Origin of the sequence: Streptomyces sp. NPDC003023, from assembly GCF_042888225.1 — a bacterium.
In the GTDB taxonomy this organism is placed as follows: Bacteria; Actinomycetota; Actinomycetes; order Streptomycetales; family Streptomycetaceae; genus Streptomyces.
In genome coordinates this window covers 318,909-331,428 of record NZ_JBIAPL010000006.1, presented here as the reverse complement: position 1 = coordinate 331,428, position 12,520 = coordinate 318,909, and the positions used below count along the sequence as shown (strand labels likewise).

Below are 12,520 nucleotides of genomic sequence, written 5' to 3'. Positions count from 1 at the left end.
GGGGGGGCGGGCGCGCGCGCCGGCCCCGCCCGGGGGGGGGGGGGGGCCCGGCCCCGGCGGCCCCGTACGCGGGGTTACGAGGTGAGCCCGATCTCCTCGCACGCGGCCGCGACCTCGGGGACGCAGATCTGTTCCACCGTGTAGACGCCGTCCGCGATGACGGTCTCCTTGATGTTCTCCTTGGTCAGGGCGATGACCGGGATGCGCACTGTGGGGACGGACTTCTCGGTCGGGGTGTCGATGTCCGTGTGCGCGGCCGCGCCCAGGGACATGTTCCTCGCCAGCAGGATGGCCATCTCCGCGGCGGCAGCGGCCTCCGGCGCGTACTGCTTGTAGACGGTCATGTACTGGTCACCGGCCACGATGCGCTGCACCGCGCCGAGTTCGGCGTCCTGCCCGGTCACGGGCGGGAGGTCGGAGAGGCCGGCGGACTTGAGAGCGGCGATGATGCCGCCCGCCATGCCGTCGTTGGCGGAGTAGACGCCGGCTATGGCGTCCTTGCCGAGGGAGGCGATCGCGACCTCCATGTTGGCCTTGGCGTTCTCCGGCTTCCAGTCCTTGGTGTCGAACTCCTGCCCGATCTCGACCTTGCCGTCGAGCTCGGTGTGGGCACCCTTCTTGAACATGGCGGCGTTCGGGTCGGTGAGGGCGCCGTTCATCATCACGACCTTGCCCGCGCCGGAGCCGGCCTCGTCCTTGAGAGCCTCCAGCAGGGCCTTGCCCTGGATGTGGCCGACCTGTTCGTTGTCGAAGGAGACGTAGCCGTCGATCGGGCCCTCGGCGAGCCGGTCGAAGGCGACGACGGGTATGCCGGCCTCGTCGGCCCTCTCGATCCCGTCGGCGATGGCCTTGGCGTCCACGGCGTCCACGATCAGCACGTCGACCTGGTCCTCGATCATGGACGCGAGCTGCTGCGACTGCAGATCGGCGTCGTGCCTCGCGTTGGCGTAGAGGACCTTGCCCTTGCTGTTGGTGAGCCGCGCGATGCGCTCTTCGATGACCGGCTTGTCGAACTGTTCGTAGCGGGCAGCCTGGTTCTCCGGGAGCAGCAGACCGACAACGATGTCGTCGGTCAGTCGTACCCGGGGCTCCTCGGTGGTCCCGCATCCGAAGAGCGACATGACCATGGTGGTGGCGGCGGCTGCGACGGCGGCACGACGCAGGAGTGCGTTCATTGGTTGTATCGAACCTCCCTGACAGGCTGCATCATTTGCAGCCAAGGTGGCCGAAAGCCAACTCTGTGGTCGAGAAAGCGTCAAGAGGTGCTCCGCTAACGTGATCGCAACGTGATTCTCTGTAATCAAGCGTTCAACAGCTGCGCTCGTATACTCGAGGCAGATCGTCGGGGAAGCGGGAACACGAGCCGAGGGGGAGGGCGCATGACCGGTCGTACGGCACGGCTGCTCCGGCCCGCCGCGCTGCTGCTCCTTCTTCTCGTCGAGATCCTCCTCGTCGACGGCGGCAGCGTCTTCGCCACGCTCGCGCTCGCCGCGACCGCCACCGCTGCCGCCGGTTCCGCGCTCGTCATCTGCGCGCTCGTCAGCGCGCGTTGCGCACCCGCCGTGCCACGCACCCGCGTACGGACAGCCCTGCGCGACCGCGAGAAACGCACTGCCTTCCTGCCGCAGCGCGACCCCGACGCCCGCGGGCGTCGCAGGCCCCGAGCGCCCGGCCGTCCCCTCCTGACGGCCCTCTAGGCACCACCGCTGCCACCGCTGCCACCGCTGCCGGCGTCGCCGGCCGCGCGGTCCCCTCGTGGGTCGTCATGCCGTCATGTCTTCGTTTCCCGGCACGACGAGACCCCCGGAGGGCTCACCCATGTCCGTTTTCGCCACCCTGGTCGAGCAGCTCGCCGACCTGCTCCAGCCGTTGTTCGCCGCGTCCGCGACCGCCGGCGCGATCGTCGTCTTCACCGCGCTCGTACGGCTCGCCGTCCACCCCCTCTCCCGAGCCGCCGCCCGGGGCCAGAAGGCCCGGACCCGCCTCGCGCCGCAGCTCGCCGAGCTGCGCACCAAGCACGGCAAGAATCCGGAACGGCTGCAGAAGGCCACCCTGGAGCTGTACGCGCAGGAGAAGGTGTCGCCACTGGCCGGCTGTCTGCCGAGCCTGCTCCAGTTGCCGGCGTTCTTCGTGATGTACCACCTGTTCTCGAACGCCGAGATCGGTGGCGAGCCGAACGGGCTGCTTGTGCACTCGCTCTTCGACGCACCCCTCGGCGGCCGCTGGACCGACGCCCTGGCGGACGGCGGGGTGATCGGCGGCGCCGGGCTCGTCTACCTGGCGCTCTTCGCCCTCGTCGCCGCCGTGGCCACCTTCAACTACCGGCGCACCAAGCAGCAGATGGCCGCGGCGCCGGCCGCCGGGGAGCAGCTCCCCGGCATGGGGGCGATGGCCAAGGTCATGCCGCTGCTGTCGTTCCTCACGCTCGCCACCGTCGCCGTCGTGCCGCTGGCCGCCGCGCTGTACGTCGTCACCTCCACCACATGGGCCGCGGTGGAGCGGGTGTTCCTCTACCGGGACACGCCGGTGCCGTTGGCGGCGCAGATGTGAGCCCGCGTGCTCTGGGGCGGGCCGCCGGAGAGGCCGTGGATGCCGGAGGTGTGCTCAACACGTGGATGCCGGAGGTGTGTTTCGACGCGGGCCGTGGATGCCGGACGGTGCGCTTCGCACGGGCGGAGGCCGGACGGTGCGCTCGACCGGGGCCGTGGCCGCGGTCGCCGTGGTCGTCGGCGGGCCCTGGTGGCCGCGCCTCTCAGCGGACGACCTCGGCCGCCACGCCGGCCCCGGCCCCGGGCGCGGCCGTCGGTGGCCGCCGCCCGGACGGCGTCCGTCAGTGGCCGCGCGGCGCGTACATGATCACGGCCATCCCCGCGAGGCAGATCAGCGCGCCGGTGATGTCGTAACGGTCGGGCCGGTAGCCGTCCGCGACCATCCCCCAGGCGATGGACCCGGCGACGAAGACACCGCCGTAAGCGGCCAGGATGCGGCCGAAGTTCGCGTCGCTCTGGAAGGTCGCGACCACCCCGTACAGGCCCAGCGCGATCACACCCGCGCCGATCCAGACCCACCCCCGGTGTTCGCGCAGCCCCTGCCACACCAGCCAGGCGCCGCCGATCTCGAAGACGGCGGCGACGAGGAACAGGGCGACGGAGCGTGCGACGGACATGGCACCGGACCTTACGCGGCGGGATCGCGCGGGCTGCCTGCTACCCGCCCGTAAAGGTCCAGGTTGTGAACAGGGTCTTGTGGAGTGGTCGGAGGTCTTGGAGGATCAGCCAATCCTCCGATCCTCCGATGGCCGCACCTGTCGGGTCGGGCCGGGCTCGCACTCGACCAGAGGAGAGACTGACCATGAAGTTGCTGCGTGTCGGAACGGCAGGCGCCGAACGCCCCGCGCTGCTCGACGAGGACGGGACGACGCTGCGCGACCTGTCCGGACTCGTCACGGACATCGACGGAGCGCTGCTCGCCGACGCCGCCGCCCTCGACCGGATCAGGGCCGCGGCCCACGCCGGCGATCTGCCGGTGCTGGACCCGTCCGGGCTCCGCGTCGGACCGCCGGTGGGCCGGATCGGAAAGGTCGTGTGCATCGGGCTGAACTACCACGACCACGCCGCGGAGACCGGGGCGAAGACCCCGGCCGAGCCCGTCGTCTTCTTCAAGGCCGCCGACACCGTCGTCGGGCCGGACGACACCGTGCTCGTACCGCGCGGCAGCCGCAAGACCGACTGGGAGGTCGAGCTCGCGGTGGTGATCGGACGCACGGCCCGCTACATCGAGGCGGACGAGGACCCGCTGTCGTACGTCGCCGGGTACGCGGTCGCCCACGACGTGTCGGAGCGCGAGTTCCAGATCGAGCGCGGCGGCACCTGGGACAAGGGAAAGAACTGCGAGACGTTCAACCCGCTCGGGCCGTGGCTCGTGACCGCCGACGAGGTGCCGGACCCGCAGGCTCTCGGGCTGCGGCTCTGGGTCAACGGGGAGCTCAAGCAGAACGGCAGCACCGCGGACCAGATCTTCCCGGTCGCGGACGTCGTCCGGTACGTCAGCCGGTTCATGACGCTCTACCCCGGAGATGTCGTCAACACCGGCACTCCGGCGGGCGTCGCGCTCGGGCAGCCCGAGCCGAAGCCGTTCCTGCGCGCCGGTGACGTGGTCGAGCTCGAGATCGACGGTCTCGGCCGCCAGCGTCAGCAGCTCAAGGACGCGTAGCGCGCGAGCGCGCGGCTTCCGGGGCCGCGTGGGGCTTGACCGGCCCCGCCCGGCCCCGCCCGGGCTGTGTGCTGCCCCGGGGCGGGGAGTGACCGGCACTGGGGCGTGACCGGCACCGGGGCGTGACCGCTCACTGGGCCGCCCGCCCGCCCGCCCGCGGCGCGGCCGACATACCGCGAGGCCGGCCGCCGGAGTGCCCCCGACTCGCCCGGGCGCCGACGTGGTCGGCTCAGGTGGCGAGGAAGCGTTCCAGCGCCTCGACCACCATCGCGTGGTCCTCCGCCTGCGGCAGTCCGGAGACGGTGACGGCGCCCACGACGCCGACCCCGGCGACAGTGATCGGGAACGAGCCGCCGTGCGCCGCGTACCGGTCCGGGTCCAGACGCGAGGACTCCTCGAACGTCGTGCCCTTGGCGCGGTGCCGCGCCCCGACGAGGTACGAGCTCTCGCCGTACCGCTCGACCACCCGGCGCTTGCGGTCGATCCACGAGTCGTTGTCGGCGCTCGAACCCGGCAGCGCGGCGTGGAACAACTGCTGTGCGCCCCGGCGGATGTCGATGGCGACCGGCGCCTCGCGCAGATGCGCCATCTCCACCAGCATGCTGCCCAGCGCCCACGCGTCGGAGTGGGTGAAGCGGCGCAGCGTGAGCCGGCGCTCCTGCTCGACGATCTCGTCGACGGTGAGGTGGGGGACCGGTTTCATCGTGTCCATCGTGTTCATGCGGTGACCTCCACGGTGACGGTGATCCCTTCACGGGCGGAACGGCGGGCGGCCTCCAGTACGTCCAGCGCGGCGGCGGCCTCCTCCGCGGTGACCGGCGGAGCGGTCCCCTCGCGCACCGCGGCGGCGACCGCCGCGTAGTACGCCGGGTAGTCGCCCGGCACGGTCCGTACGGGAACGCCTCCGCCGGTCAGCGGCGACTCTCCCTCACCGACCCGGCCCCACATCGATTCCGGCTCCACGCCCCACTCCTCCCCGGTCACGGGGCGGCGGCCCGCGCGCAGCGCGTCCTCCTGCGGGTCCAGGCCGTACTTCACGTACCCGCCTGTGGAGCCCAGAACCCGGAATCGCGGGCCGAGCTGTGCCGTCGTCGCGCTGACGTGCAGATGCGAGCGGACACCGTTCGCATGGGTGATCGCGATGAACGTGTCGTCGTCGGCCCGAGCGCCTTCCCGGCGTACGTCCGACTCCGCGTACACGCGCGCCGCGGGACCGAAGAGGGTGAGCGCCTGGTCGACGACATGGCTGCCCAGGTCGTACAGCAGGCCGCCGATCTCCGCCGGGTCGCCGGACTCGCGCCAGCCTCCCTTGAGCTGCGGACGCCAGCGCTCGAAGCGGGACTCGAACCGCTGCACGTCGCCGAGTGCGCCGTCGTCGATCAGTTTCCGCAGGGTCAGGAAGTCGTTGTCCCAGCGGCGGTTCTGGAACACGGACAGCACGAGACCGCGCTCGGCGGCGAGGGCGGCCAGCGCGCGGGCCTCCGCGGCGGTGCCGGCGATCGGCTTGTCGACGACGACCGCGAGGCCGGCCTCGAGGGCGGCGCGGGCGAGCGGGACGTGTGTCTTGTTCGGAGAGGCGATCACGACGAGGTCGAGCTCGTCGGCACGGGCCCACAGCCGGTCGGGGGACGTCTCGACGCGGACCCCGGGGAACTCGTTGCGGGCCTGCTCCTGCCGCTCCGGGCTGGAGGTGACGACCGTGTCGAGGACGAGGCCCTCCGTGGCGCCGATCAGCGGGGCGTGGAATACGGAGCCCGCGAGGCCGTAGCCGATGAGCGCGACGCGGAGGGGGGAGCCGGTACCAGTCATGCCCTCCACTTAAACAACGCTGTTGCGAAAGTGCAAGCGCGGGGGACAATGGAGAGATGAACGGGAGCATGGCGGGAGTGGGAGCCAATCTGCCCGCGCTGCGCAGCCACAATGCGGCGCTCGTCCTCGACCTTCTGCGCACGGCCGGCGACGGCGGCATAAGCAGGCTCGAACTGGCCGAGGCCGCCGCGCTCACGCCGCAGGCCGTCAGCAAGATTGTCGCCCGGCTGAGGGAGGAGGGCCTCGTCGAGGAGGCCGGCCGCCGGGCGTCGACCGGTGGAAAACCAAGGACGGTACTCGCACTGGTGCCGTCCGCGGGCCACGCCATCGGTCTCCACCTGGACCGTGACGAGCTGACGGTGGTCCTCCTCGACCTGTCCGGCGCCCGTGTCGACACCCGGACGGTCCCGCTCGATCTCGGCGCCGGCGCCGAGGCCGTCTTGAGCCTGGCGGCGACGGAGGTCGAGAGCCTGCTGACCGGGCCGGCCTCGGAGGCCGTCGGCGGCGGACTGCGTGTGCTGGGCGTCGGGGTCGCCATGCCCGGACCGCTCGACCACTTCAACGGCGTGACCCAACGCGTCACCGGATACCCCCAGTGGGAGGGCTTTCCGCTGCGGGACACGCTCGCCGCGCGCCTCGGGCTGCCCGTCGTCCTCGACAAGGACACCAACGCCGCCGCTCTCGGCCTCGCCCTCGGCGGCTCCGGCGGGTCCTTCGCCTACCTCCATCTCGGCACGGGCCTCGGTGCCGGACTCGTCCTCGGCGGCGCGCTGTACCGCGGCGCGCGCACCGGAGCCGGTGAGTTCGGCCACCAGGTCGTCCAGCTCGACGGCCCCGAATGCACCTGCGGCAAGCGCGGCTGCATAGAGGCTCTCTGCCTGGCCGCCGTCGAACGGGGCGACATCGCGGAGGCCGCCCGAGTGCTCGGGACCGGCGCCACCAACCTCGTCGCCCTGCTCGACATGGACCGGGTGCTTCTCGGCGGCCGCGTGATCGCCACCGCACAGGACGAGTTCGTACGCGGAGTGGCCGCGGTGCTCGCCGCGCGCACCACCGTCCCGGTGGCCGCGGCGGAGGGCGGCGACCACACCGTCGCCGACGGCGCCGCGCAGCTCGTACTCGCGCCGGTGTTCGGCCGGGCGGAGGCCGTTTCCGGCTCGGCCGCGTCCCCGGCCGAGCCGGAAACCAGTCACGAGATCGCGGAAATACGCTGACACGAGGGGCGTTGCGCCGCTGATCGGCCGTACGGGTCCGGCGGTGCGGGCGCTGCCGGGCACACATGGCGACGTCCCGGGCCACGGCCCGGGCGATCCGGCAGTACGCGAGCAAGCAAAGGCCCCTCATGCGAACGCGCAACGCCCTCGCCCTCACCACCTCCGCGGCGCTGATCGTTCCCGCGGTGATCAGCGGCTCGGCGGCCGCGGCCTCGGCCGAGACCGCGGCCGCCGCGGTGACCGCCCGTACCTCCTCCCACGGACCCGTTCCCGTCGCGTCGGACGTCGCGCGGGCGCTGCCCGTGGAGGACCGGCCGGGCGACAGGCCCGCGGACCGCCCCGCCGACCGCGCGCCCACCTGCGGCAAGCCGTCCGACCCGGACTTCCCCATCACGACCCGTGTCCACGGCGGCCCCGACACCGTCCGGGCCGGCTCGGGCTTCCACTCCTGGTCGATCGACCTGCGGAACGGCACCCGCGAGAACTGCGACCGGATCCATCCCGTGCTCGTCCTCACCGCCCGGGAGCGGGGTTTCGCCGCGGACCGCGTCACGCTGGAGTTCCACGACGAGCGGGCGGACCGCTGGCGCCCGGTCACACTCGAGGCGACCACGCGGGACGAGCTCGTCGGCGCCTTCGACGACGGTTTCCAGGGCTTCGTCGTACCCGCCGGCGAAACCGTCACCGTACGGACGCGGCTCTCGATCGCCGCCGGCACGGCAGCGAACACGATCACCGTCAACGCCGCCGTCGTTCAGCGGGACGGCGACGACGGCGACTGGGTCGGGGAGTCGGGCGACTACCGCTTCGCCGTCGTGGCGGGCGGCGGTGCGGAGCCCGACGCGCCCACCCCCGCACGTTCGACCCCCGCCCGCTCGACCCCGGCCGCCGAGTCGCCCGCCGCCGAGTCGCCGGCCGCGACCGAGCCCGCGGAACAGCCCCGGCCGAGCTCCTCCGAGCAGCTCGCCACCACCGGCTCCGGCGCACTCGCCCGCATCGGCGTCGGTGCCGCCGTCATCGTGATGAGCGCCGGACTCCTCGTGTTCGTCGCCCGGCGCCTGCGCCCCGGACCCGGCCGCCGCTGAGCGTCCCCCGACGACGACGGCGGGCATCGACGTCTTCGCGCGCGGGACCGCCGGAGCGTCGACGGGAACACCCCCGCCCGCGTCGGCGCGTTGAAGTCCGGGCACGGCGGCCGTCCGGTCGGCGAACGGTGGGGTCAAGATCGAGACTTCCTGATTACGCTGGGGGCGTCGCCACAGCGCAGTCGCGGCGCCCAGCACGCACGACCCGTACGGCAGGAGTCCGTCTGATGGCAGAACGCAAGCCGATCGAATCCTGGCTCACCGACATGGACGGTGTCCTCATCCACGAGGGCGTCCCGATTCCCGGCGCCGACGCGTTCATCAGGAAACTGCGGGAGACCGGGAGGCCGTTCCTGGTCCTCACCAACAACTCCATCTACACGGCCCGCGACCTGCACGCACGCCTCGCCCGCATGGGCCTGGACGTGCCGGTGGAGAACATCTGGACCTCGGCGCTCGCCACCGCCCAGTTCCTCGACGACCAGCGGCCCGGCGGCACCGCCTACGTCATCGGCGAGGCCGGGCTGACCACCGCCCTGCACGACATCGGCTACGTCCTCACCGACCACGACCCCGACTACGTGGTCCTCGGCGAGACCCGCACCTACAGCTTCGAGTCGCTGACCAAGGCGATCCGGCTGATCAACGCCGGTGCCCGGTTCATCTGCACCAACCCGGACAACACCGGCCCGTCCGCCGAGGGCCCGCTGCCCGCGACCGGCTCCGTGGCGGCGCTGATCACCAAGGCGACCGGCAAGGACCCGTACTTCGCGGGCAAGCCCAACCCGCTGATGATGCGCACGGGCCTGAACACCATCGGCGCGCACTCCGAGACCAGTGCCATGATCGGCGACCGGATGGACACCGATGTGCTCGCCGGACTCGAGGCCGGGATGGAGACGTTCCTGGTGCTCACCGGCTCCACGACGCCGGCTCTCGTCGACCGCTACCCGTTCCGGCCGTCCACGGTCGTGAACTCGATCGCGGACCTCGTCGACCGGATCTGAGCAGCTCAGCGGCGTCGCGGCGAATCGGCGGCCCGCCCTGCGGATGCGGAAACGACCCACGCGCGTGACTCTTGCGGTATCAGGAGGTTCACGATGCGTACTGGTTCCATAGCTTTCCGTGTGGCAGGGGTGGCCGCCGTGCTGGTCATGGCGCCCGCCACCGCCGCATTCGCCGGCAGCTCCGTGAAGGCCACGGTGACGCCGGCCGCGAGCGCCCCCGGCGGCACGGTCGAGATCCGGGTCGTGGGCTGCCGGGACGGATCCGGTACCGCCATGTCGGAGGTGTTCGTCGCGGACGCCGAGCTGTCGGCGAAAAAACACGACGGCTGGCTCGCGGGGGCGGCGCTCGTCAGACGGGACGTGAAGCCGGGTACGTACGACCTCCGGGTCCGGTGCGATCTCCGCGACCACCCGGGGGCGGGCACCGTCAAGATCGACCGTCGCGCGCACGAGCCGCACCCCTCGGACCCTTCGAAGCCGGACCCTTCGAAGCCGGATCCGTCGCACCGGCCCTTCGAGCCGGCACCGTCGAAGACCCACCGCCACGACGAGCCGACCCGCCCCGGTGACTCCCGTCCGACTCCGCCGCCCCGGCCGCACGAATCGCCGGTCGCCCCGGTGAAGGCAGGAGGCGGCGGCACCGCCGTTCTCGCCGCCCCGGTCTCGACCGTCGACGCCCATGACGCCGGCCCCAGTACCTCCCAGACCGTGATCGGCCTGCTGCTCGCGGGTGCGGCCGCCGTCGCGGCGGCGTTGCGCAGCGCCCGGCGACGGCGCCGTACGGGCACCGACTGACATGTCCGGCGCCGACCGTACGGATCGTCCCGCCGGCTCTGCCCCGACCCCCGGCAACGGCCGGCTGGTGACCGGAGTGGCCTGGGCGGTGCTGGTTCTCGGGCTGTGGCTGTGGGGGAGCGAGGCGCCGGGAGCCCGCGGCAGCTCCGCGCCGACCACCGGCGACATCGCCGCGGTGGGCCGCCCGCCCGGCATTCCGATGCCGCCCGCGCACCATCCGCTCGACGCCGCGCGACCCCGCAACGTGGCGCTCGCCGCCGGCGGCGTGGACGCGCCCGTCGTCGCACGGGGTCTCGACGCCGAAGGAGCGGTCGACCCGCCGCCGTTGGAGACGCCGCAGACCGTCGGCTGGTACGGCGGCGGCACGAAACCGGGGGAGCCCGGAGCGGCACTGATGGTCGGACACGTCGACACCGAGACGGAACCGGCGGTGTTCTACGGGCTGAGCACCGCCCGGCCGGGCGAGAAGATCGAGGTGACCCGAGCCGACGGTTCCGTCGCCGAGTTCACCATCGAGGACGTCCAGGTCTTCGGCCGCGACCGGTTCGACCCGCAGAAGGTCTACGGCCCCCGGCAGCCCGGCCGGGCCGAACTGCGGCTGATCACCTGCGGCGGCACCTTCGACCGGGCGAGCGGCACCTACACGGCGAACGTCGTCGTCTACGCGTATCTGACGGACGTCTCCGCTGCCTGAGGCCCGGTTCGCAGGCCGCCGTCACAGTGCGTCCACGAGAATCCGGCGATACGACCGAGGCCCCTCGCCTGTGGCGAGGGGCCTCGGTTCCGCGTGCGCCGCCAGGGACTCGAACCCCGGACCCGCTGATTAAGAGTCAGCTGCTCTAACCAACTGAGCTAGCGGCGCCTGCTGACCTGGAGAACTTTACCCGAACACCAGGGGTGCTCCGCGCCGGACCGCCCTTTGCCGCGCCGCGCCGGTGACGCGCCACGAGGCCTTCAGGTCATCGCTTTTTACCTTTAATACGTCAAAATGCGTTATATCCATACCGCTGGGACACTGACGCCCGTGAAACATCGTCAGAAGATCTTGATGAGCGCGGAGGGGGCAGACATGACCGCCGTACCGACCTTCGAGGAGTTCGAGCCCGCCGCCGACTGCGACTGCGCGGGCTGCTCGCACCGGCGCCGCGCGCTCGCCACCGGCGACCACCCCTCCACACGGGGTTGCCGCAGGGCGCTCGTGCTGGTCACCACAGCCGGAGTCGTCCTCGGCGCCACGGGGCAGGGCGCCTGGGCGAAAAGCACCGTGCCTCCCCCCGACCGGACCGGCGCCGCGTTCGCGGAGCCCGGCCCCCCGACGGAACAGGGCCCGGCCTCGCCCCTGCACGGTTCGACGGGAGAGTCGACCTCCGCGCAGACACCGCTGCGCGCCGCGACCCGGGCCGACATCATCGGCCGCGCCAAGGGCTGGGTGAGCGCCAAGGTTCCGTACAGCATGTCGAAGTACTGGTCCGACGGATACCGCCAGGACTGCTCCGGCTACGTGTCCATGGCCTGGAACCTCTCGAAGAACGAGTGGACCGGCAGCCTCGCGCAGTTCGGCGACCGGATCAGTCGCGACGACCTGCAGGCGGGCGACATCCTGCTCTTCCACAATCCCGCCGACCCGACGGGCGGTTCGCACGTCACGATCTTCGGTGGCTGGACCGACATCACGCACACGTATTACACCGCCTACGAGCAGACCAAGCCGCACACCCGTAAACAGGCAACCCCCATGGCCTACTGGAACAACTCCGCCTCGTACGTCGCCTACCGGTACAAGGGCCTCGTCACCGGCACGGGCGGCGGCGAGAGCGCGACCGTGCCCTTCCCCGGCGGGGCGGAGTTCGGTCCGGGAGCGAACACCGCGTCGGTCACCCGGCTCGGCCGGATGCTCGTCGCGCGCGGCGGCGAACGCTTCTACCGGGAGGGCCCCGGCCCCCGGTGGACGGATGCCGACCGCCGTGCCACCCAGGCATTCCAGCGCGCCCAGGGCTGGCGGGGCAAGGAGGCGGACGGCCTGCCCGGCCCGCACACCTGGCGGCTGCTGGTGAAGAAGCAGGGCAAGGACATCCCTGCCGCGAAACCGGCGGTCTCGAACGGGCCCGGCGCCGCGGTGCCGGCCTTCCCCGGGCGGGCCCACTTCCGTCCCGGCCGGACCGGCGAGCACATCACCCGGCTCGGCAGACGGCTGGTCGAACGCGGCTACGGCAAGCACTACACCGTCGGGCCCGGCCCGCGCTGGCGCGAGGCGGACCGGCGCAACGTCGAGGCGTTCCAGCGGGCCCAGGGCTGGCGCGGCGCGGCGGCCGACGGCTATCCGGGGCCGGAGACCTGGAGGCGGCTCTTCTCCTGAACACCGGGTCCGCGGCCGACGGCGCCGGACCTGGACCAAGAA

13 protein-coding genes and 1 tRNA gene are annotated in these 12,520 nt (G+C 72.2%); 9 read left to right on the top strand and 5 right to left on the bottom strand.

Features of this window, described 5'->3' with window-relative positions; translation table 11 throughout:
• Positions 1-74: 74 nt before the first annotated feature.
• The gene (locus ACFYV1_RS21760; protein WP_389397162.1) at positions 75-1,175 is read right to left on the bottom strand and encodes a sugar ABC transporter substrate-binding protein; all 1,101 of its coding nucleotides are present in this window, start codon (positions 1,173-1,175) and stop codon (positions 75-77) included.
• Positions 1,176-1,379: 204 nt separating this feature from the next.
• On the opposite strand from ACFYV1_RS21760, the gene ACFYV1_RS21755 reads away from it, so the two are divergent.
• Both ACFYV1_RS21755 and ACFYV1_RS21750 read left to right on the top strand, forming a co-directional pair.
• Positions 1,380-1,697: a DUF6412 domain-containing protein gene (locus ACFYV1_RS21755; protein WP_389397161.1), complete on the top strand. Its 318-nt coding sequence runs from the start codon at positions 1,380-1,382 to the stop codon at positions 1,695-1,697.
• A 121-nt stretch (positions 1,698-1,818) separates the two neighbouring features.
• A complete protein-coding gene (locus tag ACFYV1_RS21750) occupies positions 1,819-2,550 on the top strand; it encodes a YidC/Oxa1 family membrane protein insertase (RefSeq protein WP_389397160.1) in 732 nt (243 codons plus the stop codon).
• A gap of 280 nt (positions 2,551-2,830) precedes the next feature.
• On the opposite strand, the gene ACFYV1_RS21745 is transcribed toward ACFYV1_RS21750, so the two are convergent.
• Complete coding sequence (locus ACFYV1_RS21745) at positions 2,831-3,166, bottom strand: YnfA family protein (RefSeq protein ID WP_389397159.1); 336 nt, start codon at positions 3,164-3,166, stop codon at positions 2,831-2,833.
• A gap of 185 nt (positions 3,167-3,351) precedes the next feature.
• On the opposite strand from ACFYV1_RS21745, the gene ACFYV1_RS21740 reads away from it, so the two are divergent.
• Positions 3,352-4,212 carry a fumarylacetoacetate hydrolase family protein gene (locus ACFYV1_RS21740; RefSeq protein WP_389397158.1) on the top strand — a complete coding sequence of 287 codons (861 nt, stop codon included), beginning with the start codon at positions 3,352-3,354 and terminating at the stop codon, positions 4,210-4,212.
• Positions 4,213-4,441: 229 nt separating this feature from the next.
• On the opposite strand, the gene ACFYV1_RS21735 is transcribed toward ACFYV1_RS21740, so the two are convergent.
• Both ACFYV1_RS21735 and ACFYV1_RS21730 read right to left on the bottom strand, forming a co-directional pair.
• Entirely contained in the window at positions 4,442-4,933 is a 492-nt protein-coding gene (locus ACFYV1_RS21735; RefSeq protein WP_389397157.1) for a heme-degrading domain-containing protein, read from the bottom strand.
• Entirely contained in the window at positions 4,930-6,021 is a 1,092-nt protein-coding gene (locus ACFYV1_RS21730; RefSeq protein ID WP_389397156.1) for a Gfo/Idh/MocA family oxidoreductase, read from the bottom strand. The genes ACFYV1_RS21735 and ACFYV1_RS21730 overlap by 4 nt, the downstream gene beginning before the upstream one ends.
• 56 nt (positions 6,022-6,077) lie before the next feature.
• Between ACFYV1_RS21730 and ACFYV1_RS21725 the strand changes: the two genes are divergently transcribed.
• The 5 genes from ACFYV1_RS21725 (at position 6,078) to ACFYV1_RS21705 (ending at position 10,816) form a co-directional block, all read left to right on the top strand.
• A complete protein-coding gene (locus ACFYV1_RS21725) occupies positions 6,078-7,235 on the top strand; it encodes an ROK family transcriptional regulator (RefSeq protein ID WP_389397155.1) in 1,158 nt (385 codons plus the stop codon).
• A gap of 128 nt (positions 7,236-7,363) precedes the next feature.
• The gene (locus ACFYV1_RS21720) at positions 7,364-8,320 is read left to right on the top strand and encodes a hypothetical protein (RefSeq protein WP_389397154.1); all 957 of its coding nucleotides are present in this window, start codon (positions 7,364-7,366) and stop codon (positions 8,318-8,320) included.
• Positions 8,321-8,547: 227 nt separating this feature from the next.
• Positions 8,548-9,327: an HAD-IIA family hydrolase gene (locus tag ACFYV1_RS21715; RefSeq protein WP_389397153.1), complete on the top strand. Its 780-nt coding sequence runs from the start codon at positions 8,548-8,550 to the stop codon at positions 9,325-9,327.
• A gap of 93 nt (positions 9,328-9,420) precedes the next feature.
• Complete coding sequence (locus ACFYV1_RS21710; protein ID WP_389397152.1) at positions 9,421-10,122, top strand: hypothetical protein; 702 nt, start codon at positions 9,421-9,423, stop codon at positions 10,120-10,122.
• A 1-nt stretch (position 10,123) separates the two neighbouring features.
• A complete protein-coding gene (locus ACFYV1_RS21705) occupies positions 10,124-10,816 on the top strand; it encodes a class F sortase (RefSeq protein ID WP_389397151.1) in 693 nt (230 codons plus the stop codon).
• Between the two features lie 94 nt (positions 10,817-10,910).
• Here ACFYV1_RS21705 and ACFYV1_RS21700 read toward each other — a convergent pair.
• Positions 10,911-10,984: transfer RNA gene (locus ACFYV1_RS21700), tRNA-Lys, on the bottom strand.
• A 207-nt stretch (positions 10,985-11,191) separates the two neighbouring features.
• Here ACFYV1_RS21700 and ACFYV1_RS21695 point away from each other — a divergent pair.
• The gene (locus tag ACFYV1_RS21695) at positions 11,192-12,478 is read left to right on the top strand and encodes a peptidoglycan-binding protein (protein WP_389397150.1); all 1,287 of its coding nucleotides are present in this window, start codon (positions 11,192-11,194) and stop codon (positions 12,476-12,478) included.
• Positions 12,479-12,520: the final 42 nt, after the last annotated feature.